The 23,287-nt window shown below is 64.6% G+C and carries 19 protein-coding genes; 5 read left to right on the top strand and 14 right to left on the bottom strand.

From position 1 onward, the window contains the following. Positions 1-66: 66 nt before the first annotated feature. Positions 67-3,009: a TonB-dependent receptor plug domain-containing protein gene (locus tag OZN62_RS00695; protein WP_269100695.1), complete on the bottom strand. Its 2,943-nt coding sequence runs from the start codon at positions 3,007-3,009 to the stop codon at positions 67-69. A gap of 237 nt (positions 3,010-3,246) precedes the next feature. Further along, positions 3,247-4,155, bottom strand: coding sequence for a CmcJ/NvfI family oxidoreductase (locus OZN62_RS00690; protein ID WP_269100694.1), 909 nt, complete (start codon positions 4,153-4,155; stop codon positions 3,247-3,249). 101 nt (positions 4,156-4,256) lie between these two features. Here OZN62_RS00690 and OZN62_RS00685 point away from each other — a divergent pair, with 101 nt between their 5' ends. Next, positions 4,257-5,282 carry a methyltransferase gene (locus OZN62_RS00685; RefSeq protein WP_269100692.1) on the top strand — a complete coding sequence of 342 codons (1,026 nt, stop codon included), beginning with the start codon at positions 4,257-4,259 and terminating at the stop codon, positions 5,280-5,282. 177 nt (positions 5,283-5,459) lie between these two features. Further along, a complete protein-coding gene (locus tag OZN62_RS00680; protein ID WP_269100691.1) occupies positions 5,460-5,636 on the top strand; it encodes a Flp family type IVb pilin in 177 nt (58 codons plus the stop codon). Between the two features lie 105 nt (positions 5,637-5,741). On the opposite strand, the gene lepA is transcribed toward OZN62_RS00680, so the two are convergent. The 3 genes from lepA to OZN62_RS00665 all read right to left on the bottom strand — a co-directional run bounded on the left by lepA (position 5,742) and on the right by OZN62_RS00665 (position 12,755). After that, positions 5,742-7,559, bottom strand: coding sequence for a translation elongation factor 4 (gene lepA / locus OZN62_RS00675; protein WP_269100690.1), 1,818 nt, complete (start codon positions 7,557-7,559; stop codon positions 5,742-5,744). Between the two features lie 60 nt (positions 7,560-7,619). Next, positions 7,620-9,854: an EAL domain-containing protein gene (locus OZN62_RS00670; protein WP_269100688.1), complete on the bottom strand. Its 2,235-nt coding sequence runs from the start codon at positions 9,852-9,854 to the stop codon at positions 7,620-7,622. A gap of 135 nt (positions 9,855-9,989) precedes the next feature. Then, positions 9,990-12,755: an EAL domain-containing protein gene (locus OZN62_RS00665; RefSeq protein WP_269100687.1), complete on the bottom strand. Its 2,766-nt coding sequence runs from the start codon at positions 12,753-12,755 to the stop codon at positions 9,990-9,992. Between the two features lie 158 nt (positions 12,756-12,913). Here OZN62_RS00665 and OZN62_RS00660 point away from each other — a divergent pair, with 158 nt between their 5' ends. Continuing rightward, a complete protein-coding gene (locus tag OZN62_RS00660) occupies positions 12,914-14,230 on the top strand; it encodes an FAD-dependent oxidoreductase (protein ID WP_269100686.1) in 1,317 nt (438 codons plus the stop codon). Here OZN62_RS00660 and OZN62_RS00655 read toward each other — a convergent pair. The 7 genes from OZN62_RS00655 to OZN62_RS00625 all read right to left on the bottom strand — a co-directional run bounded on the left by OZN62_RS00655 (position 14,227) and on the right by OZN62_RS00625 (position 19,777). Continuing rightward, on the bottom strand, positions 14,227-14,676 hold the full coding sequence (locus tag OZN62_RS00655) for a hypothetical protein (protein ID WP_269100685.1): 450 nt from the start codon (positions 14,674-14,676) through the stop codon (positions 14,227-14,229). The genes OZN62_RS00660 and OZN62_RS00655 overlap by 4 nt on opposite strands. 19 nt (positions 14,677-14,695) lie before the next feature. Next, positions 14,696-15,823 carry a DNA polymerase III subunit beta gene (dnaN, locus tag OZN62_RS00650; RefSeq protein WP_269100684.1) on the bottom strand — a complete coding sequence of 376 codons (1,128 nt, stop codon included), beginning with the start codon at positions 15,821-15,823 and terminating at the stop codon, positions 14,696-14,698. A 166-nt stretch (positions 15,824-15,989) separates the two neighbouring features. After that, positions 15,990-16,610 carry an SGNH/GDSL hydrolase family protein gene (locus tag OZN62_RS00645; RefSeq protein ID WP_269100683.1) on the bottom strand — a complete coding sequence of 207 codons (621 nt, stop codon included), beginning with the start codon at positions 16,608-16,610 and terminating at the stop codon, positions 15,990-15,992. Between the two features lie 3 nt (positions 16,611-16,613). Next, positions 16,614-17,378 carry a 3-oxoacyl-[acyl-carrier-protein] reductase gene (gene fabG, locus OZN62_RS00640; protein ID WP_269100682.1) on the bottom strand — a complete coding sequence of 255 codons (765 nt, stop codon included), beginning with the start codon at positions 17,376-17,378 and terminating at the stop codon, positions 16,614-16,616. An 11-nt stretch (positions 17,379-17,389) separates the two neighbouring features. Next, entirely contained in the window at positions 17,390-17,989 is a 600-nt protein-coding gene (locus OZN62_RS00635) for a hypothetical protein (protein WP_269100681.1), read from the bottom strand. Continuing rightward, positions 17,986-18,921, bottom strand: a complete 936-nt coding sequence (fabD, locus tag OZN62_RS00630; protein ID WP_269100680.1) for an ACP S-malonyltransferase — start codon at positions 18,919-18,921, stop codon at positions 17,986-17,988. The genes OZN62_RS00635 and fabD overlap by 4 nt, the downstream gene beginning before the upstream one ends. A 25-nt stretch (positions 18,922-18,946) precedes the next feature. Next, the gene (locus OZN62_RS00625; protein ID WP_269100678.1) at positions 18,947-19,777 is read right to left on the bottom strand and encodes an LD-carboxypeptidase; all 831 of its coding nucleotides are present in this window, start codon (positions 19,775-19,777) and stop codon (positions 18,947-18,949) included. A 61-nt stretch (positions 19,778-19,838) separates the two neighbouring features. Here OZN62_RS00625 and OZN62_RS00620 point away from each other — a divergent pair, with 61 nt between their 5' ends. Both OZN62_RS00620 and OZN62_RS00615 read left to right on the top strand, forming a co-directional pair. Further along, a complete protein-coding gene (locus OZN62_RS00620) occupies positions 19,839-21,266 on the top strand; it encodes a glutamate ligase domain-containing protein (protein ID WP_269100677.1) in 1,428 nt (475 codons plus the stop codon). Positions 21,267-21,332: 66 nt separating this feature from the next. Beyond that, positions 21,333-21,635, top strand: coding sequence for a hypothetical protein (locus OZN62_RS00615; RefSeq protein WP_269100676.1), 303 nt, complete (start codon positions 21,333-21,335; stop codon positions 21,633-21,635). 12 nt (positions 21,636-21,647) lie between these two features. On the opposite strand, the gene OZN62_RS00610 is transcribed toward OZN62_RS00615, so the two are convergent. Continuing rightward, the gene (locus tag OZN62_RS00610; protein ID WP_269100675.1) at positions 21,648-22,646 is read right to left on the bottom strand and encodes a DUF808 domain-containing protein; all 999 of its coding nucleotides are present in this window, start codon (positions 22,644-22,646) and stop codon (positions 21,648-21,650) included. A gap of 72 nt (positions 22,647-22,718) precedes the next feature. Next, positions 22,719-23,207 carry a DUF3237 family protein gene (locus tag OZN62_RS00605; RefSeq protein ID WP_269100674.1) on the bottom strand — a complete coding sequence of 163 codons (489 nt, stop codon included), beginning with the start codon at positions 23,205-23,207 and terminating at the stop codon, positions 22,719-22,721. Between the last annotated feature and the right edge of the window lie 80 nt (positions 23,208-23,287).

Raw genomic sequence — 23,287 nt, 5'->3', positions numbered from 1 at the left:
AAAAAGGGCGGGAGACCCTAAGGTCCCCCGCCCCTTCTTTAGCGATAACTCGCTTCGATCTGTCGCTTAGAAGCGGAACAGGACCGATGCGAACCAGTCGCGACCCAGCACGTCGTAGGTCGACGGGTAGGTGTTGGCCTGCTCCTGGTTGTCACCAAGCAGCAGCGAGTTCGGACGGTTGGTCACGAAGCCGTTGGCGTCGAACTCAGGCGCACCCGGCAGGGTGTCGAACAGGTTACGAACACCGACCGACAGGGTGATCATGTCGTTCCAGTCGTACGACATGGTCAGGTCGATCAGGTCGTAGGCGTCGATGCGCTCGATACCGTTGAACTGCGTGTAGTCGGTGCTCACGTCGTCATCGTCCACGGCGCTCAGGTGACGCCAGCGGGTCGAGAAGGTGAACGGACCATCAACCCAGGTGAAACGGCTCGTCCACTTGAAGGACGGAGTCGGTTCGCCGCACTCGTTGGCGAATTCGCCGGCGCACTCGATCGTACGCGGCAGCGCGGCGATCGGCACGAAGTACGAGCTCTCGGTCCAGGTACCCAGGAACGAGATGTTGAAGTCGGACACACCACCGCTGGTGAAGACCGAGAACGGCAGGTCCATGCCATAGTTGACCTGGAGGTCGATACCCGACACGCCCAGCTCGGCAATGTTGACCGACGAAACGAGCGGCGGAGCGTTCACGGTGATCGCACCATCGCTGTTACGGATGCCGACGAACGGCTGACAGGCCGCGTTGTTCACGTCCTGAATGTCGCCGTAGCACAGGTCGAACAGACCCTGGAGACTACCACCAGCGATCGAGATGGTGTCCTCGATCACGATGTCGAAGTAGTCAGCCGTGATGGTCAGGCCCGGAATTGCTTCCGGCTGCAGCACGACACCGAAGGTCCACGAGTCCGAGGTTTCTTCCTGCAGGCCCGGGTTACCACCGAACAGCGCCGGGATCTGAGCGTTCAGCTGAACGACAGCGGCGTTGCCGAGGTTGGCCTGCGGCACACCGGTAGCGACACAGATTGCGTCGGCACCCGGGTTGGCCGCCAGGAAGGTAGCGTTACCGCAGGGGTCGGTTGCACCGGGGAAACCGATGGCCTGACCGCCGAACAGCTCGCCCACGTTCGGAGCACGAACAGCACGCTGGTACTGACCACGGAACTTGATGTCCGGGATCGGCGAGAACTCGATACCGCCAGCGTAGGCCCAGACACCGCCGACGTTGGTCAGCGAGTAGTCGGAGTAACGGGCTGCACCGTTGACGTCGAGCGTGAGGCCCGAGTCGGTCTCGATGATCGGGATCTGCAGTTCGCCGAAGATCTCGTGCACGTTGTACGCACCGTCGGTCGGGCTACCGGCGTTGAAGCCGATAACGTCACCCGAGGAGAGCGCCGTGTCCGGGATGAAGCGCGAAGCAACGCGGCGATACTCACCACCCAGTGCGAAGCCGATCGGAGCGGCATTGCCGATCGCGAAGTCACCGAAGGTACCCGAGAGGTAGCCGGTCAGGACTTCGAGAGTCGAAATGTCGCCGTTCTGGGCCTGGATGGTGACAGCGTTCACCATCGCATCGGTCAGGGTGCCAGCACCGAACGGGTTGATCGCAGTGCCGGTGCCATCGAGGCCAGCCTGGAAGGCCGAGCGCGAGATGTTACCCGACTGGACGTTCGCGTTACGCGTGCGTGCGTACATGTAGTACGCGTCCCAGTTGATGTACTGGCCCAGGTCACCACGCAGACCAGCGAGGACACGGAACGCGTTGCGCTCGTCCAGGCTGTTACGCGGGCCGGTTTCCAGCATACGACGCTGGATGAAGGCACGTACAACACCCGGACCCGCCTGGTTCGGCGCGAGGCCGGCCGCGATACGGGCTGCGTTGACGTCTTCTTCACGCTGGTCGAGCGTCTGCAGCTGAGCGAAGGTGGCAGCGTCGAAGAACGGCTGCACCGTGTCCAGATCGATGTTGAAGGTACCGGTCACCGGGGTGGCGGCCAGTTCCTGGGCAACGCGGTTGTTGACGAAGGAAACTTCGGTGTAGGCTTCGACGCCATCGAAGATTTCGTATTCGGCATAACCGCCGATCAGGTAACGTTCCTGCGGGATCTGCAGGTAGTTGACCGGAGCGTAGTTGTAGGTGTCGCCGGCACGAGCGCGAGCAACACCCGGGGTGTCGAACAGCGCGTCGTCGATCGTCAGGCCGGAAGCCAGCGGGTAGCTGACACCGTCAACGGTGGTCGAACCCGGAGCGTTGAAACGGCCCTGCGGAACCGTCGACGAACCGAACTGCAGCAGGTTCAGGCCGAAAGTCTCGCCGCCCAGTGCGAAGAACGAGAAGTCACGGTCGCCCTGGAACACCGACGAACGGTTGTAGTATTCACCGAAGACGGTGGCACGACCACGGCCGTCAGCGAATTCGGTACCGATGGCACCGTGGATCTGATAGCGGTCGCCATCGCCACGGTCGGTGACCGAGTACTGGCCACCAACTTCGACGCCGTCGACGTGACGCAGGCGGAAGTTGACGACGCCGGACATAGCGTCCGAACCGTACACAGCCGAAGCACCACCGGTCACAACGTCAACGCCGTCCAGCAGGAACTGCGGGATGGTGTTCAAGTCGACGATCTGGGCGGTATCGTAGAACATCCAGCGACGGCCGTTGACCAGCACCATGGTGCGGGCCGAACCCAGACCACGCAGGTTCAGCGTGGAGGTACCGGTACCGGGGTTGTTCGAGTTGGAGGTGAAGCCCGGGATGACCTGCGGCAGCTGGTTCACCACGTTTTCGACGTTCACCGTACCCGACAGCGAGAACTCTTCGCTGTCGACGACCGCGATCGGCGCTGCGGTGTCAACGTTCTGACGCGCAATACGGGTACCGGTAACGAGAATCGTACCGTTATCTTCCGATGCGCCTTCGTCCTGCGCGTAGACTGGAGTTGCGACCAGCGACCCGAAGATCACGGTGCTCGCCAGCAGCGAGGCCTTCTTCCTGTTTATCAACATTAAAATGCTCCTGGTAAGTGGGAGAATTCGACGAAAGGAAGGCTGCCAAGGCTTGTTCGTTATGTCCGAACTTCAGCTTTAGGCGTCCATACCCCTCCTTCCTGACCGTGCCTCAAACACCATTGCGGCGCTGCATACAATCACACTGTGAAGAGGTTTCACACGAGATAGTTTCGTGTGACATTTTGGCGACAATTTTGACGGTTTTGCTGCACTGCAACAAAAGTGCGCGCAAGATTATTCCCAGAAGGCGACGCTTCGGCATTCGATACTTTCGCGGACGTTCGGCGCCTTGGCAGAGCCGTCCACAAAGGCCGAATGCGGGCAACGCCAGGTGCGCTCGTGATCGCTGTCGTAGAACTTGAACAGCAGCACGTCGTCGCGTTCCATGCCGGCGAAATACCACCAGCGGTGCGACGGGTGGTAGGAGAAGATCGTGGCGGCGAGCATGTCCTCCTCGCCGGGCACCGGCGCGGTCAGCGCGTCACCTTCGGGGAACTCGTCGACGATCAGCAGGGTATTGTCCTTTTCCTCCCCGCCGAAGCTTGTCCGCCCGTCGCACAGCGCCAGCGGGATATCCTGCGGCGGCGGCGAGAAGGTGCGCCAGTGGCTGGTGATGAGGAACCGCTTGAAACCCGGCCCGTCGGGAAAGCACTGCTCGTAGGTCTGGCGTGCCATGCGCTCGGCCGTACGCGGCGCGGTGTCGACATGCGCCTCACCCGCCGGCGGCTGGAGGCCGCCGTGGTGGGTGTAGCCCTCGCTCTTCTTGCTGGCATGTTCGGTAAGGTCGGCACTGGTCCGCAGCATCCAGCCGCGCGCGGCGCACTTGTCCGCCCCGGTCAGGCGCACGACGTCGGCTTCCACCTCGCGCTCGTAGAGCCGCTCGACCGTGGCCCTATCGTAGAAATCGGTCACCGCGCTGGCGCTCCTGGCGATCATGAAGCCGTGGGTGTCGAGGGTAAAATGGTCGCGGATCGGCATGCCGTCGCGAATGATCACCTCGTGGTCGGAATAGGTGCCGGTGTTGAGTTCCTTGCCCTGGCTGACATAGCGCCGCGTGACGAAGTCGCCCTCGTCGACATAGCGCATCATTGCCCGCACTTGCCGTGCATCGTCCTCGATCGAGGATTTCACCTGCGTTGCCATGGGCCTCTCGTCCTCCTGCTCCTCGCGAATTGCATGACACGAGACGCTGGCAGGCTTCAAGCCTTTCGCTATAGATGGCGCGAAACGCGAGGGGAGACGCTATGGGACCGCTACCGCCCGGCACGGACGATCGTGCCATCTGGGATATCTGGCAATCGCAATTTACGCTGCCCGCCGTGACGGTGGCGGACGAGCTCGGCCTGTTCCGCGCGATCGGCAACGAGGCACTCGATACCGGGGCGCTGGCGGAAGCGCTTTCGGTCGATGCGCGCGCGCTGGGCGTGCTGCTGGGCGCCCTTGCCTCGCTTGGCATGGTCGAGCGACGCAACGGGCGCTGGTCGGCAACCGCCCCTGCCCGCATGTGGCTGCACCCCGATGCGACCGGCTACTGGGGCGGCTTCCTGTTCCGTTTCCGCGAGACCATCCCCCTCCATGCCCAGCTGATCGAGATGGTGCGCACCGGCAAGCGGCCGGAGAACCGCGTGGCCGGCGGCCCGGAATGGGAGCGCGGGACAATGAGCGCCGAGGTGGCCAAACGCATCTCCGATTTCATGCACGCCCACTCCATGGGCCCGGCTCGCGGTGCGGCGATGCAGCCCGCCTTCACCGACGTCACCAGCCTGCTCGACGTGGGATGCGGCTCCGGCGTCTACGGTATCGAACTGGCCCGCGCCCATGAAGGGATGCGCGTGACCCTGCTCGACCTGAAGGAAATGTGCGTCGAGGCGGCCAAGCATGTCGAAGCGGCGAGACTGGCCGACCGGGTATCGACCTGCGGGCTGAACATGTTCGAGGAAGAGTGGCCGGAGGGGCACGATGCGCACTTCTTCGCCAACATCTGGCATGACTGGTCGGAGGAGACCAACGCCATCCTCGCCGCCAAGTCCTACCAGGCACTGGCGCCGGGCGGGCGAATCTTCCTGCACGAGATCCTGATGGATGACGACGGCACCGGCCCCTGGTCCGCCGCCAGCTTCAGCCTGATGATGCTGATGGGCACGCTGGGCAAGCAGTATACCCTGCCCGAGTTCGCCACGCTGCTGGAAACCGCCGGATTCGAGGACGTGCGCGCCTGCAAGACGCCGGGCAGCTACTACTCGCTCGTCTCCGCCCGCAAGCCGGGCTGAGCCGCAACGGCGCAAGCGCGCGCCGAACATGCCCAACACCGGGTTAACGACGCCCCTTCATCGCGTTCGTCAGCGCGCCGCTAACGCCGACTGTTACATGCAGGGCAAGCAGCACGGGGACCGCTGCGCAAAAAGGGAATCACCTGTCCTGGCAGGCCTCCCGAGGAGACTTGGGCAATGACCCACACACTACACGCCCTGCGTGCCGACGAGCGCGGCGCGACGGGTATCGAATACGGCTTTCTGGCCTCGCTGGTCGCGGTCGCCCTGGCGGGCGCCTTCGAGACGCTGGGCAACGAAGTCGACAACACCTTCGGCTACGTCGAGGGGGAGTATGACAGCGCCACACGCTGACCCAAGAGGTGACGGCAGTTCCTGACCGGAGACTGCCACCACCAGCGCCGTCATGCTGACAGGGCGCGGGTCGCTCACGCCGGCCCGCGCCCATTTTTTGTGGAGCTACTCCTCCCCCATCCGGAGGGCAGCGATAAACGCCTCCTGGGGAATGCTCACGTTGCCGTACTCGCGCATGCGGGCCTTGCCCTTTTTCTGCTTTTCCAACAGCTTCTTCTTGCGGGTGATGTCGCCGCCATAGCACTTGGCGGTCACGTCCTTGCGCAGGGCGGGGATGGTTTCGCGGGCGATGATCTTGCCGCCGATCGCGGCCTGGATCGGGATCTTGAACAGGTGGCGCGGGATCAGGTCTTTCAGGCGCTCGCACATGCCGCGGCCGCGTTCCTCGGCCACGGAGCGGTGGACGATCAGTGACAGGGCATCGACCGGCTCGTTGTTCACCAGGATGTTCATCTTCACCAGGTCGCCCTCGCGCAGGCCGATCTGCTCGTAATCGAAGCTGGCATAGCCGCGGCTGATGCTCTTCAGGCGATCATAGAAGTCAAACACCACTTCATTGAGCGGCAACTCGTAGCTCACCTGCGCGCGGCCGCCGACGTAGGTGAGGTCGGTCTGGATGCCGCGGCGATCCTGGCACAGCTTGAGGATCGCGCCGAGGTATTCGTCAGGCGTGTAGATCACTGCCTTGATCCAAGGCTCCTCGATCATCTCGATGCGGTTGACGTCGGGCCAGTCCGCCGGGTTGTGGATGTCGATCACCTTGGCGTCCTCGTTCTTGGTGTGGCCAAGGTGGACGCGGTAGACCACGCTGGGCGCGGTGGTGATCAGGTCGAGGTCGTATTCGCGGCTGAGGCGTTCCTGGATGATCTCCAGGTGCAGCAGGCCGAGGAAGCCGGCGCGAAAGCCGAAGCCCAGCGCGGCGCTGCTTTCCATCTCGTAGCTGAAGCTGGCGTCGTTCAGGCGCAGCTTGCCGATGGACTCGCGCAGCTTCTCGAAATCCGCCGCGTCGACCGGGAAGAGGCCGCAGAATACAACCGGCTGCACTTCCTTGTAGCCCTTCAGCGGGGTGGGAGCGCCGTTCTTCACCGTGGTAATGGTGTCACCCACGCGGGCCTGTTCGACTTCCTTGATCTGCGCGGTGATGAAGCCGATTTCGCCGGGGCCGATTTCGGGCAGGTCGGTGCGCTTGGGGCTGAAGCAGCCGACCCGGTCGACCAGGTGCTGCGTACCGCCCTGCATGAACTTGACGTTGAGGCCCTTGGTTATGACGCCGTCCATCACGCGGACAAGGATGACGACGCCGAGGTAGGGGTCGTACCAGCTATCCACCAGCATGGCCTTCAGCGGGGCGTTGCGGTCGCCCTTGGGCGGCGGGATCTTGGCGACGACGGCTTCCAGCACGTCCTCGATGCCGATGCCGCTCTTGGCGCTGGTCAGCACCGCCTCGCTCGCGTCGAGGCCGATGATATCCTCGATCTCCGCCTTCACCTTCTCGGGCTCGGCGGCGGGCAGGTCGATCTTGTTGATGACCGGCACGATCTCGTGGTCGTGCTCGATCGACTGGTAGACGTTGGCCAGCGTCTGCGCTTCCACGCCCTGCGCCGCATCCACCACCAGCAGCGCGCCCTCGCAGGCGGCCAGGCTGCGGCTGACCTCGTAGGCGAAGTCGACGTGGCCCGGCGTATCCATCAGGTTGAGCTCGTAGGTCTCGCCATCCTTCGCGGTGTAGTTCAGCCGCACGGTCTGCGCCTTGATGGTGATGCCGCGCTCGCGCTCGATATCCATGTTGTCGAGCACCTGCTCGCTCATCTCGCGCTCGGTCAGGCCGCCACAGTGCTGGATCAGCCGGTCCGCCAGGGTGGACTTGCCGTGGTCGATATGGGCGATGATGCTGAAATTACGGATATGCGACAGTTTGGTCATGGCGCGCCCTCTAGCGGAGGGCGAACCGCCTGTCAGCAAGGATTGCGCACCCGCGTGCGCTTAGCCTGCGCGCGAGGATCCCGCGCCGATATCCACCTGCATGAACTGCGGACGGCTCTGGGGGCCGCTTCCCCCGCCAGCCGCGGCCACGGCGGCCAGGTGATGCCCCTTCGGCAGCGCCTGCAAGGGCATGCCGGCAGCGGCCAGCATGTAGGGCGAGACACGGTGGCGGGTGCACAGCCCCCCTGCCCCGTTGGACACCAGCGGCGTCTCGAACTCCACGCCCTGGGTTGCGTCCTGCGAGCGGCGCACGACGCAGACGACAATCTGCCCTTCCCCCAGGTCCAGCACCAGCGGCGTGCCCACCGGCACGTCCAGCAGCCCCTCGATACGGGCGCCCGTGCGCGAAAGATCGCGCAGCATGGCCGTATAGTGATGGTCCTCGTGCACCACGCCGATCTTGCGCAGCAGGGTGCGACGTTCCGCACGGTGCTTCGCCGGTCCGACCGGCTCGAACAGCAGTTCGCCCGAGCCGAGTTTCTCCAGCAGGGCATCCTGCGGCATGGCGCGCGAGAAGATGAAGCCCTGCACCATGTCGACATGCAGGCCGGCGATGATTTCCAGTTCGTCCAGCGCCTCCACGCCCTCGGCGGTGGTAGCCATGCCGAGCGCGCGCGCCAGGCTGGCGATGGCCGTGATGATGGCGTGGTTCGAGTGGTTTTCGTCCGTGCAACCACGCACGAAGCTCTGGTCGATCTTGATCTTGTCGAACGGCGCGCTGCTCAAATAGGACAGCGACGAGAAGCCGGTGCCGAAATCGTCCAGCGCAAGTTTCACGCCCAGCTTCTTGAGCTGGGCGAACATGGCATCGGTGGTGCCCATGTCGCCCATGAACACCGTCTCGGTGATCTCCAGTTCCAGCTGGCGTGGCTCCAGCCCGGATTCCTGGAGGGCTTTTTCGACCAGGTTGGGCAGTTCCTCGTTCAGGAACTGCCGCGCCGAGACATTGACGGAAACGCGCAGGTCGCCGGGCCATTGCGCGGCATCCTTGCAGGCCTGCCTGAGGACCAGCGCACCCAGTTCCTCGATCAGGTTGCTGTCTTCGGCAATGGGGACGAAGGTGGCGGGCGAAATCGGCCCGTGTTCCGGGTGGTTCCAGCGCACCAGGGCTTCGAACCCGCGAACCTTGTGATCCTTCGTGCCCACCTGCGGCTGGTAGTGCACTTCCAGTTCCCCGGCATGGATGGCGTCGCGCAGGTCTTCCTCGATCTCGCGCCGATCGTCAGCATTTTCCTTCAGATCGTTCGAATAGAAGCGAAACTGGCCACGACCGCCGCCCTTGGCCGCATACAGCGCCAGGTCGGCCGCCTTTACCAGTTCTGCCGGCATGATGCCGTCATAGGGGGCGATGGCGATGCCGACGGAAGTACCGATGATGGCGCGACTGCCCTCTACCGAGTAGGGCTGCGAGATCATCTGGATCATGCGATTGGCGATTTCGCCCAGCCGCCCGCGATCGTCCATATCGGGAATGATGAGCTGGAATTCGTCACCGCCAAGACGCCCGATCTCGGCCCCGCCCGGAGCGATGCTCTGCAGGCGTTGCGAGACCTGGCGCAACAGTTCGTCGCCCGCCGGGTGGCCTAGCGTATCGTTCACCTGCTTGAACCGGTCGAGGTCCATCATCACCAGCGCACAGCTGCGCTTCTCGATCCTGTAGGCGTTGAGCGTGGTTTCCAATCGACGCTGCATGCGGTGACGATTGGCCAGGCCTGTCAGTGAATCGAATTCCGCCAGCTTGGAGGCATTCAGCTGTTCTTCGTAGATATCGGTGATGTCCCGGGCGATGCCGCGATAACCGATGAAATCCTGCTTCTTGTCGAACTGCGCGCGTCCGGTCAGCTCCCACCACTTGCCGGTGCCCGCACTTCCTGCCTCATTCACCAGCTGGACTGGCTGTTCGACGAAGCTGGTGCGCGAACTGACCATGTAGGAAATCGGCTTGGTCTCGGTCTCGTCGTGCTCGACGTTGACCGTCTTGAAGACACTCGCCAACGGTTCACCGATTACCTCGCGTTCGGTAGTGAACTGGGCCAGGGCCTTGGGCGAAAGATAGGTCAGGCGGTTCTGCGCGTCGGTCGCCCAGAACCAGGCGATATCGCTCTTCTCGAAGCATTCGAGCATCTGCAGGCGTTCGCGATCGCTGACGTTCACCTTGGCGAGCTTGGCTGCCACGGCTTCTGCGTCGGGCACGCGGACGGGTTCGGACTGCTGTCCGCCAAATCCCTTCCACATGTCTCGCACACCCATCTTGCCAACTACTCCAATCAATGCGCTTTTTCCGACGAAGCGCAGCAAGCGTATTCCCGCGCAAACGTTCTAAACAGATAGGCTTACCAAACCGCTAAGCCTGACCCCCTGGCCGGCCGGTCATCCAGCCTTCTCCAACGATTCCGGTGAGCGCGACGCTGCTGCCTCACCTTGGATCGCCGCGATCCTGCCGGCACCGTCTCGTTGCAGCGGATTGGCGAATTCCACGCCCATGCGATCATCCTCGCACCAGCGCGCGGTGCAGGTCACCAGGTGCTTCTGCGAAATCTGCACCTTGAAGATCGTGCCGACCGGGACGTTCCAGAGACCCTCGATCAGTGCCCCGGTGGTGGAGATGTTCTTGACCACGCCGTTGTAGAGGTTGCCGTTGTGGTCCAGCACAACCTTGCGCAGCATGGTCTGGCGCGGCGCCCGGCTCGACCGCGGGCCACGCGCCACGGCAGCCAGTCCGGAAGCCAGGCGTTCGGTGGCATCCTCGAAGCTCAGCGGTCGTTCGTAGATGAAACCCTGCACGTGCGTGCAGCCGTGCATGCGCACCAGTTCCAGCTCGTCCAGCGTTTCCACGCCCTCGGCGGTGGTATCCATGCCCAGGGCATGGGCGAGGCTGGTGATGGAAGCGATGATGGCGCCGTGGCGGCTGCCTTCCTGCGTGGCCCCGCGCACGAAGCTCTGGTCGATCTTGATCTTGTCGAACGGGGCCTTCTTCAAATAGCCCAGCGAAGAATAGCCGGTGCCGAAATCGTCCAGCGCCAATCGCACGCCCAGCTTCTTCAGCGCGGCGAACATGGCGTCGGTCCCCGCGTCATCCTGCAGGAACACGGATTCGGTGATTTCCAGCTCCAGCCGCGAGGGATGCACCTGCGCATGGGCCAGGGCATTGGCGACGACAGTGGGCAATTGCAGGTTGGCAAACTGCACCGGGGAGACGTTCACCGCGACCCTGACTTCCTCGGGCCATGTCGCCAGGTCCGCGCAAGCCTTGCGCAAGGCCCATTCGCCGATCTGCTGGATCATCCCGGTATCTTCGGCGGTCTCGATGAAGCGTTGCGGGGAAACCCAACCCTTCACCGGGTGTTGCCAGCGCATCAGAGCTTCGAACCCGGTGATCTTCTCGCTCTCGCAGGAAATGACCGGCTGGTAGAATAGCTGCAGTTCGCCTTTATGGATGGCATCCCGCAAGTCGTCTTCGAGCTGCGACCGCGCCTCGGCCTCGGCGTGAAGGTCCTGCGAGTAGAAATGATAACGACCGCGCCCGGCATCCTTCGCTGCATAGAGCGCCAGGTCGGCATTGCGGATCAGCGCCTCGCTGGTGGAGCCATCGTCAGGGGCGGTGGCGATGCCGACGGAGGCGCCGATCACCACGCGCTGCCCATCGATAGAATAGGGCTGCGACAGCGAATTGATGATGTCGCGGCCAAGCGATGCGATCTGGTTGCGGTCGGTTCGCGTGGGCACGATGACCTGGAATTCGTCTCCACCCAGACGGCCCACCTGTCCCAGCTTGCCGACCGCGCGCTCCAGCCGCTGGGCGACCTGCTTCAGCAGCGCGTCGCCGGCAGGGTGTCCCATGGTATCGTTGACGTGCTTGAAGCGATCGAGGTCGAGCAGCAGCACCGAGCAGTGGCGGTTTGCCTCCTGCGGGGCACTGACGATCTTTTCCAGCGCCTGTCCCATCTGGAAGCGGTTGGCGAGCCCGGTGAGGGAATCGTACCGGGCGAGGCGCGTCGCGTGTTCCTGGCTCCGCTTGCGCTCGGTCAGGTCGGTGCCGGAGCCGCGAAAGCCGATGAAGTTGTCGAAATGGTCATACAGCGGCCGACCCGAAATCGCCCACCAGCGCTCGTCGCCGGACACGGCTGCGCGAACCGCCAGCTCACTGAACGCCGAGCGGGCAGAAAGGTGGAACATCAGCGTGCGTTCACCCTCGCCGCCGGTCACTTGCAGGTCGAACAGGGACGTAAGCGGCTGCCCCAGCAGGTCCTCCGCCTGCTTGCCCAGCGCCTCTGCCACGGGCGGTGAAACGTAGGTTAGCAAGGAGCGGCGATCGGTTTCCCAGAACCAGCCCTGCCCGGTCTCTTCGTAGTCGGTGAGGATGTCCTGGGCGCGGGTGGCAACGCGTTCCTGCATCAACCTGAATTCCTCGCGCTGCGCCGCCTTGCGCATCTGTTCGCGGGTGACAAGCACCGCAAGGACGAAGCCGATGCCCAGCGCGACGAACCCGACCAGCGATCCGGTGGCGGCCACGATCGCGGCCCAGAGCGCGATCTGGGCGGCAAAGATCATGGCCGGCGTGCGGCGCAGGTAGACGACCGAAATCGAACTGACGGCCAGCATCGCCACCACCGTCACGTCCCATGTCAGTCCGCCTTCCACGGCCCATTCGTTCTTGCCGTATCCGAACAGGAACAGCGGCAGGAAGATGGCGAAGGTGGCGGCGGCCAGCTTGTGCCGCATGCTGCGCGCGGCAACCAGATCCCAGACCTTGGGCAGCGGCGCCATCAGCAGGACCGACAGGATCAGCGGGACGCCGGAAAGTCGGCTCGGCCAGGCCGAGCTCATCGCGAAGCCGGCTCCGATCGCAGCGATCATGACCAGCAACATGTAGTGCCATTCGCGCGGGAAGATTTCCTTCAGTTCGAGCACGTCGCGCGACGGCTCCGGGCGGCGTGTCAGCACCGGCTCCCTGCGCTCTTCGACGCGGCGATCCGGAAGCACTTCCCTGACCACGTCGCGCGCGTTGGCGGTCGATGCTGTCGACTGGCTTGCTGGCTCGGGGAAGACGCTGGGCGCAGGGTCCTGTTCGCGCGACTGCGCGTCGGCGCTTGCGCGCCTGACCCTCTGGATCGCCGATCGGCTCCCACCACTCATGTTCCGCTATTGCCCCAAACCCCTTTGAAAAACGGTTAATCGGGCAAGCTTTCACATGGGCGAAATTCTCCGGGCAAAGCCGAGGGTGGGCGCATTGCCGTAAAGGGTTAATTTGTTACAAGATCAGGCGACTGTCAGCGGGCAGCGGGGAGAGCGGCATGCGGCATATTGCGATCATCGGTTCGGGTCCGGCGGGATACTACACCGCCGAAGCCGCGCAAAAGCACTTCGGCGACGATGTTCGCGTCGATATTTTCGACCTGATGCCAGTGCCTTACGGCCTGATCCGCACCGGCGTCGCGCCCGATCACCAGTCGATCAAGGGGGTCTCGCGCCGATACGAGAAAACCGCGCTGACCGAGAACGTGCGCTTCGTGGGCAATGTGGCAGTAGGCCGCGACATCACCATCGCGCAGTTGCAGGAGCTGTACGACGCGGTGGTGCTCGCCACCGGCGCGCCGGAAGACCGCGAACTGGGCATTCCCGGCGAGGACCTGGCCAACGCTTTCGGCAGCGCGGCCTTTGTCGGCTGGTACAACGGCCACCCCAAGTTTGCCGAGCTAAACCCCGACCTGTCGGGCTCTACCGCCGTCGTCATCGGCATGGGCAATGTCGCGCTGGACGTCGCCCGGATGCTGTCGAAGACCGACTGCGAATTCGAAGGCAGCGACATCGTCAGTCACGCGCTGGAGGCGCTGTGCCAGTCGAAGATCGAGCGGATCGTGCTGCTTGGCCGCCGCGGGCCGCACCAGATCATGATGACGCCCAAAGAACTGGGCGAGCTGGCCCACCTGGAGTGCGCCGCGCCGCATGTCGCTCAGGGCGACCTGCCGGACGAGGCGGAGGATGCCCTGCTCGAACCCGGCCTGCGCAAGTCGGTGACCATCCTGCGCCAATTCGCCGCTACGCCCGAACACATCCGCGCCGAAAAGCGTATCGCCATCGAATTTGCCTTCTTCGCCCAGCCCAAGGCGCTGCTGGGAGACGGCAAGGTCGAAGCCATCGAGATCGAGCACACCGAGCTGGTGAAGGGGCGCGCCGTCGGCACCGGCGAGACCGCGCGCCTGCCCGCCGACCTGGTGATCAGCTGCATCGGCTATCGCACCACGCCCATCCCCGGCGTCCCGTTCGACCAGCGCGCCGGCCGTTTCGCCAACGACGAGGGGCGCATCCTGCCCGGCCTCTACTGTGTCGGCTGGGCCAAGCGCGGACCTTCCGGCACGATCGGCACCAACAAGCCCGACGGATTTACCGTTATCGACAAGATTGCCGAGGACATCGCCAGCGGCACGCTGGGCAGTGCCGGCAAGAAAGGGCGCGCCGGCTTCGATGCCTATGCCGCCGAGAAGGGTCTCGACGTGGTTACCTTCAAGGACTGGAAGAAGATCGAGGAAGCCGAGGCCAAGGCCGCCCGCGAAGGCGCTCCGCGTGAGAAATTCGTCGATATCGAGGCGATGATCAAGGCGGCGAACTAGGAGCCGGGAACCGCGAAGCTGCCTTTGGCCGCACGTTCAATGCGCCGAACCGCCCAAGGGCTGAGCGTCAATTGCCCCACTTCAGGATCGCCGAAACCCAGCCGGTAACACGGGAAGAACAGCACCCGGCGCGGCGTGACGGTGATGTCCCGCCAAGGCACCAGGAACGGACGCGAGACGATACCGAAGATGCGCCAGACCCTTACCCGCAATCCGGTGCGGCAGACGTCGAGCGAAAGGCACTGCCCATACTGGACCCCGCCCAGCGGCAGGTAGCCCATCGCCCCGCTGACGAATCGCATGCTTTCAAGCACATGGGCCGGCTCGTAAGGAAAGGCGCGCTGCAGCTTCGCCCACCCGGACAGGTTGTGCAGGACAGTGGTCACCAGCAGCCACAGGGCTGCAAAGAACAACAGGAAGCCGATTGCGATGGACCAGACGGGCACGTCGTCGCCCGTTACGGCATCACACCCGCATCGGCATCAGCACGTAGAGCGCCGGGCTGGACTCGTCCTTGCGGATCAGCGTCGGGGCGCCGGCATCGGCAAAGTGTAATTCCACCGTGTCGGCGTCCATCTGCTGCAGGATGTCCTTCAGGTAGCCGGCGTTGAAGCCGATCTCCATCGGGTCCGAACTGTACTGCGAGGAGACCTCTTCGGTGGCGTTGCCGTTGTCCGGGCTGGTGACGGTCAGCGTCACGCGGTCGGTGTCGAGGCCCATCTTCACGGCGCGGGTCTTCTCGGTGGCGATGGTAGCCACGCGGTCGACACCGGCGAACAGCGACTTCGGATCGACCTTCAGCAGCTTGTCGTTACCCGTCGGGATCACGCGGCTGTAATCGGGGAAGGTGCCGTCGATCAGCTTGCTGGTGAGCACCACGCCGCCTTCACCGCCAAGGGTGAAGCGGATCTTGGACGGCGACAGGTCGATGGCGACATTGCCCTCCATCGCCTCTTCCAGCAGCTTGCGCAGCTCGGCAACGGCCTTACGCGGCACGATCACGTCGGGCATGCCTTCGGCGCCGTCGGGACGGTCCAGCGTGAAGCGCGCCAGGCGGTGGCCGTCGGTGGCGGCGGCCTTCAGCACCGGGCGATCCTCGTCCGCGACGTGGAAGAAGATGCCGTTGAGGTAATAGCGGGTTTCCTCGGTGGAGATGGCGAAACGCGTGCGGTCGATCAGCTCGGCCAGCGTCGCCGCGGGCAGTTCGAAGCTGGTCGGCAGGTCGCCTTCCACGATCACCGGGAAATCGTCCCGCGGCAGGGTCGGCAGGGTGAACCGGCTGCGCCCGGCCTTGATCACCATGCGGTTGTCCGCCGTCTCCAGCGACACCTCGCTGCCGTCGGGCAGCTTGCGGGCGATGTCGAACAGCAGGTGGGCGGACACGGTGATCGCGCCGCCGCTTTCGACGCTGTTGGCCTCCAGGTGTTCCACCACCTGCAGGTCGAGGTCGGTCGCCATGATCTTGACGTGGCCCTGCTCGTCCGCCTCGATCAGCACGTTGGAGAGGATCGGAATGGTGTTCCGCCGCTCCACCACGGACTGGACGTGAGAAAGACAACGCAGCAGCTTCGCGCGTTCGATGGTGGCCTTCATCGCAAATGGTTCCCCAAGTCTCGCGCAGCGGTGCCGGATAAGCCCGGATTCGCATGGCTGCGCCGGTAAATTGCCTTCATACCCTTAGCGGAGGTGCTGATACGGGCAAGGATTCCGGCGTGGTTGACCGGATTCCTTGGGGAAAAGTAGGGGGTGAAAGCCGCTCTCAGGCAAAAACGCGTGAATTCGCTGCCTTGTCGCTCACGCTGGTCACGTAACTCGCGATGGCGGTGGCAATCTTGGCCCCGCCGGCCACCGAAGGCTCGATCGCGTTGGCGTAGTCGGCGGCCTCGTCGCAGACGATCCGCAAGTCGATCAGGTCAAGGCCCTCGCGATGGATATTGCGCGAGATCGCGTCGTTGAAGATCCCCATGGCCGTGGCGATCAGCGGCCCCATGTCGGCATCGTAGATCGTGCAGACCGCCACCGGGATCGGCAGCCGGCCGGCCCGCTCCACCAGCGCCCGGTGCAGCGGCTCGAACTCCGCCCGCGCCTGCAGGAGCAAGGCCATGGCAGAGCCGACCGTGGAGGTATCCTGCTCCAGCAAGGCCGCGTGATGCAGGATATCGTTGCCACCCGACGACAGGATCGCGTGGGTGGCATCGGCCGGGCACCGGTCCAGCTGGCGCTCCGCCTGCTCGCAGATACTGCCATCCACCGCCAGCAGGGTGACCCTGTCCTCGGGATCGAGCTTGGCGCGCAACTGCGCCGATACGTCCGGCCAGCCCTCGACATAGGAGGCGTTATCGAGGATCGAATCTCCAAACAGGACGACGTGGCGCGCCACCTGTTAGCCGAGCATCGCCATGCCGCCGTTCACGTGCAGCACCTGGCCGGTGACATAGCTGGCTTCCTTGCTGGCCAGGTAGGCCACGGCAGCGCCGATATCGTCGCCCTCGCCCATGCGGCCCATGGGAATGCGGGCGTTGATGGCGTCCTTCTGCTTGTCGTCCAGCGCATCGGTCATGGCGGAACGGATGAAGCCGGGCGCCACGCAGTTCACGGTGATGCCGCGCGCGGCCAGTTCCTGCGCCAGCGAACGGCTCATGCCGACCACGCCGGCCTTGGCGGCGCAGTAGTTCATCTGCCCCGGATTGCCGGTGGCGCCCACCACGCTGGTGATGTTGATGATGCGGCCGAAACGGGCCTTCATCATCGGGCGGGCGCTGGCGCGCATCAGGCGGAAGGTGGCTTCCAGGTTGATCTTGATCACCTGGTCCCACTCCTCGTCCTTCATCCGCATGGCGAGGTTGTCGCGGGTGATGCCGGCGTTGTTGACGAGGATGTCGATGCCGCCCAGCGTGTCGATCGCGGCGGGCACCAGTTCCTCCACCTGCGTGGTGTTGGACAGGTCGCAGGTAATCTCGACGTGGCCGTCATGGTCGTGATGGGCGTAGTCGCCGTTCAGCTGCTCGCGGAAGGCGCGCAGCTTGTCGCTGTTGGAACCGCTGAGCGCGAGGCGCGCACCCTGCTTGGCCAGCGCCACCGCGATGGCGGAACCGATGCCGCCGCTTGCGCCGGTTACCAGCGCGGTCATTCCCTTGAGATCGAACATCTTTCTTACTCCTACTGCAGCGAGCGGAATTCGCGTTCACCGACGCGCTGCAACCCCATGAAACCCAGCAGAATGCCGACCTTGACGGCATTCGCCTCGTCGTCGCCGAGGCCGGCGCCGAGGACGAAGGCTCCCAGCGTGATGGCATCGCCCGCCGGCGGCGCGCTGTCCTGCCCGGTCATCCCGCCCATCAGCCCGCGCTCAATGGCCTCCCACAGGCGCGTGCGGTCGCCGGTGGCCAGCGCATCGTCGATCTGGCGCAGCTGCGTCGGCGTCAGTTCGCCCGAAGCGCGATAGGCAATGTTGTTGAGACGGCCCAGCTCGTAGAAGGCAGCGTACATCGCCAGCTCTTCGTTCCAGCCGTGGCGCGTGATGCACTGCTCCACCGCCGCCATGGCGATCGAGCCGAGCCGGTCTGCGGCGGGATTGGCCGCATTGCCATCGCCGAAGCGCACCTGCGGGCCAAGCTCCGCGATCTCGCTGCGTTGGCTGTCGGTATAGGCGCTCTCCATGCAGGTGAGCCCTTTCTGCTGTGCCAGCGCCGGGGTCGCGCCCAATGGCAAGGCCAGCGCCAGCGCGGCGGCCGAGAGGGTGAATTTCCGCAGCATCATCCGATCTCCTTCGCCAGCCCTTCGATATCGTCCATCCCGATGACGCTGGTCACCGTCGCATCGGGAGCAATCTTGCGGATCATCGGACCCAGCACCTTGCCGCCCAGCTCGACGAAATGGGTTACCCCCGCAGCCTGCATCGCCAGCACGCTTTCGCGCCAGCGCACGCGGCCCGTCACCTGCTGCACCAGCAGGTCGCGCTCGGTCGCCGGATCGGTGACTTCGGCAGCCGTGACGTTGGCATAGAGCGGCAAGCGGAAGGGGCCCGGAGGAGTGTTGTTGAGCGCCACGTCCATGCGCTGCGCCGCGGGTTCCATCAGCGAGCAGTGGAACGGCGCGGACACCGGCAGCTTCACGGCGCGCTTGCAGCCGTGTTCCTTGGCCAGCTCCACCGCGCGGTCGATCGCCTCGGCATGGCCGGACAGCACGACCTGGCCCGGATCGTTGTCATTGGCGACTTCGCAGACCTGGCCTTGCGCGGCGGCTTCGGCGAGGGCCTGCGCCTTTTCCAGGTCGGCTCCCAGCAGCGCGCACATGGCGCCGACGCCGATCGGCACGGCATCCTGCATGGCGATCCCGCGCAGGCGCAGCAGCTTGGCGGTATCGGTCAGGCTGAAGGCGCCAACGGCGGCCAAGGCGGTATATTCGCCCAGCGAGTGGCCGGCGACGCAATCGCCCTTCTCCGACAGGTGGAAGCCGCCCTCTTCGAGCACCTTCGCCACGGCAATCGCATTGGCCATGATGGCGGGCTGGGCGTTGGCGGTCAGCGTCAGTTCGCTTTCCGGCCCCTCTGCCATCAGGCGGGCGAGGTGCTGGTTCAGCGCCTCGTCGACTTCGCCGAAAACCTCGCGTGCGGCGGCGCTGGCTTCGGCCAGTTCCACGCCCATGCCAACCTTCTGGCTCCCCTGCCCGGGGAAAACGAATGCAATCATGGAATCTCCTTCTCTGCGCGCGGGACTATGCGTCGCGGGCCGCGCGCGCAACTCCGAACGGGACGATCGCATTGGCGGCATCGTGCCCGATGTCGGCGCGGCCAAGGTAGGGGATGCCGCTGCGGCGGCACCAGTGACGCGCGATTTCCTCTTCGGTCATGCCGAAAGGACGGTCGTTTTCCGGCACCTCGGAAATGCGGCCAAGGCGGATTCCGGCAACACCCTGCAAGTGTTCGGTGATGTGGAAAAACAGCCGGTCGACGGCATAGAGATGCTCCGCCACCTCCTCCACCAGCACGACATGGCCGGTCAGGTCCGGCATCAGCTCGGTGCCGACCAGCATGGCCAGCGTCATCAGGTTGAAGGCAACGGTGGGCCGGTCATCCAGCCCTGCCTCCAGCGGCACCTCTTCGCCCGACAGATAGCGCAGCACGCGGCGCACCGCGTCCTCGCCACCCTCGCGCCGGATGTCGCCCGCCAGCGGACCATGCACCGGCTTGCCGATGCGATTGCGGTAAAGCGCCCCCAAAAGCGTCCCTGCATCGGAATAGCCGAGATAGGTTTTCTCGTGCGCCGCCGGGCCAAGCGCAGCGATGGCGTCTGCGGCAATGCGATTCGAGCCGTAACCGCCCATGGCGAACCAGATGGCGTCGATGCCGGGATCGTTGGCCGCCGCCACGAAGGCAGCCAGCCGCGTCTCGTCATCCCCGGCAAAATGCCCCTGCTCGACGAAGCACTGCGGGGCAAAAGCCAGCGAGATCTGCGGGAATTCGGCTTTTGCCAGGGCCGAGACAGCCTCCGCCCGTTCCGGCCGGATCGGCTTTCCCGGACATAGAGCCATAATGTGCCGTTGCATTGCCATCCCACCTACTTATCATCGCGCCAACAAAGAACCAGAACCCCCGATAAGGTCGTGCATGCCTGACGAGCAGATTTCCCCGGCGGATACCACTCCGCGCAAGTTCTTCTTCTGTGGGATCGGCGGGTCCGGCATGCTGCCGCTCGCCAATATCGTGAAGGGCCTGGGGGCCGAGGTCGCCGGATCGGATCGCAGCTTCGACCAGGGACGCACGCCGGAAAAGTTCGCCTGGCTCGAACGGCAAGGCTTCAAGCTGTTCCCGCAGGACGGCAGCGGGCTGACCAGCGCGGACCAGGTGCTGGTCGCCAGCGCGGCAATCGAGGATACGGTTCCCGAAGTCATCCGCGCCAAGGCGCTCGGCTGCCAGCGGGTTACACGCGCGGAACTGCTCTCGCGCCTGTTCAACAAGGCGCCCTGCTCACTGGCCGTGGGCGGCACCAGCGGCAAGTCGACCACCACGGCCATGCTCGGCTGGATCCTCGATCACGAAGGCCGTCGTCCCACCATCATGAACGGGGCGGTGATGAAGAACTTCGTCAGTCCGGAAAATCCCTTCGCCAGTGCGATCGTCGGCGGGCGCGAGGTGTTCGTGTCCGAAGTGGACGAGAGCGACGGTTCCATCGCGCTCTACCGCCCCAGCGTGGCGGTGCTGCTCAACGTCAGTCTCGATCACAAGACGATCGAGGAACTGCGCAAGCTGTTCGGTGACTTCCTCGCCAATGCCGACGCCGCAGTGGTCAACTACGACGATGACGACGCCGCGCACCTGGCAGACCGGGCAAAGAAGGTGCTGTCCTTCGGCATCGACAACCAGAAGGCAACGCTTGGCATCGAACCGGGGACGATAATCGAGGAGCAGGACCGGATTTCCGCGCTGCTCGTCGATCGCCGCACCGATACCGGCCATTCGCTGCGCATTCCCATGCCGGGCCGGCACAACCTGGAAAACGCCCTCGCCGCCATCGCGGCCGCCGTGGCCGTCGGCGTCGACGTGCACGATGCCTGCATTGCGCTGATGACCTTCCGTGGCCTCGCCCGCCGGTTCGACGTGCTCGGCACCAGCGCGGGCGGCGTGACCGTGATCGACGATTTCGGCCACAACCCGGAAAAGGCCCGCGCCACGCTGCGCACGCTGAAGGCACACGAAGGGCGCGTGATCGCCTTCTTCCAGCCGCATGGCTACGGCCCCTTGCGGCAGATGGGTAACGAGCTCGCCGACACTTTCGCCAAGGAACTGGGCGCGGGCGACATCACGATCATGTGCGAGCCGGTGTACTTCGGGGGCACGGTGGACCGCAGCGAAGGCAGCGAGCGGATCGTCGATCTGATCAAGGCCAAGGGCGGCAATGCCGAATACCTCGAAACCCGCGAGGAATGCGGCAATCGTATCGTCAAACTCGCTCAGCCGGGCGACCGCGTGGTGGTGATGGGCGCGCGCGACGATACCCTGACCACGTTCGCCCAGAGCCTGCTGGACCGCATGTAGATAAGGCTTTCGCAACCCTTCTCCCCCTACCTTGCGCGCGGATCGCAAACAGGCCCGGAGAGACCCATGCAAAAGAACTACCGCCAGGCCGGTGTCGGCATGCTCAATGCAGCGCCGGGGACCTACCTCGTGCATGCCTATTTCGATCATAACGAGATCGACGTCGTGCGCTGCAACGTGATCGGCTGGCAGGTGCTGGCCGATCGCAGGCTCACCCCGCTGGTGGTCGACCCGCGCGCTGCGGACGACGACAAGTGGACGGTGATCCACCCCGATGGCCGCGTCGAATGTTCCGATGGCCGCACCTGGAAGAACGAGGACTGCTGGCTGTTCGAGGAAAAGCGCGACCATCGCCGCGCCGCCGCCTGATCGCGAACGGGCCTAGTGCCCCGCGCCGGTTTCGTGGCCCAATCGCAGCACCTTGTGCAGCAGGAAGGCGATAACCGCACCCAGCAACAGGCCCGTCGCTGCTGACAGGGTGGCGAAGGTCAGCCAGCCCAGCACGCCGCCGACGGCGCCGGTCGCTTCGGCAACCGCGTGCTCGATACCTTGGACGAAGTGCTCCGGCCCGGCCACGCCAACTTCGGCAAGGCCGTGCAGGATGATGCCGCCACCGACCCACAGCATGGCGACAGTGCCGATGGCCGACAGCAGGGTCAGCAGCTTGGGCATGGCATGCACCAGCCAGTCGCCGAACTTGCGCCCGAACTCGGTAATGCCTTCCTTGGCCAGGTGCAGACCGATGTCGTCCATCTTCACGATCAGCGCGACCGTTCCATAGACCGCCACCGTCACGGCAACGCCGACAAGCGCCAGCACCACGCCGCGCGTCAGCAGGTCTTCGGTGGCGACCTCGTTCAGCGTAATGGCCATGATCTCTGCCGAAAGGATCAGGTCCGTGCGGATGGCGCCGGATACGCGCTGCTTCTCGAAGGCGACGGGATCCTCGATCTCGTCCTCCAGCGTCTTGCCGTGCTTTGCGCCGCCCAGCTTCTCGATGATCTTCTCGGCACCTTCATAGGAAAGGTAGGCCCCGCCCAGCATCAGCAGCCAGACGATCAGCCAGGGCAGGAACTCGCTAAGCAGCAAGGCACCCGGCAGCAGGATCGCCAGCTTGTTGATCAGGCTGCCCTTGGTGATCTTCCAGATGATCGGCAACTCGCGCGCCGGGTCCAGCCCGTCGACATAGCTCGGCGTCACCGCCGCATCGTCGATCACCACGCCGGCCGTCTTGGTGCCTGCGCGACCGGCGGCCACGGTGATATCGTCGACCGAAGCGGCGACCGTGCGCGCCATCACCGCCGCATCGTCCACCGAGGCAGCCGCACCGCGCGCAAGGACCGCAATATCGTCAAGCAGGGCTACGAGGCCACCGGGCATGCAATTCTCCGAGAAGTTGGATGACAGCTTGGCTTGCCAATGCGCGAAGCGCTTGGAAAGTGCCGAAGAGGGCTATTCCACGCGATAGACGGTAATCCGCACCGCCGGGACGGGATGATCGGTGGCCATGCCCAGTTGCCCGACGAAGGTGCCCTGCCCCATCCAGGCGTATTCGCCCAGCGGCGGCTCGAACACCGGGCGGGTATAGACCGGCTGCATGCTGCCGTCGGCGGCGCGGCAGATGGTCGCGCGGTTGACGACGTTGATCAGCGCGCCATCCTCGGTCTCGATGAAGTAGTCGGCTTCCAGCTCGGTGCAGCCGTCGGGGCGATCGATCTGCCAGTCCCAGGCCCCGGCCCGCACCGTGCCGGAAATGCCCTCGCCTACCACCTGCCCGCCGGTGATCGGGATGATCCGCCGCACCCCGCGCACGGTCTCGCCGATCTGATCGACCTCGCCCAGTTCGGCGGTGATGGTGAACACCTCCACCAGTTGCGGTCCGTCCTGCGCCATGGCAGGTGCGGCAAGCGCCAGTACGGCGGCGGAAGCAAGTGTTCGCATGTAGAGTCTCTCCCCTTGGACGAGGCACCCTAACCGCGCTTGCAATTCCCGCCAATCCCGCTATGTGCGCCCCTTCCCTG

Origin of the sequence: Aurantiacibacter sp. MUD11 (assembly GCF_026967575.1) — a bacterium.
Taxonomy (GTDB): Bacteria; Pseudomonadota; Alphaproteobacteria; order Sphingomonadales; family Sphingomonadaceae; genus Alteraurantiacibacter.
This window is presented reverse-complemented; position numbering and strand designations above follow the sequence as displayed.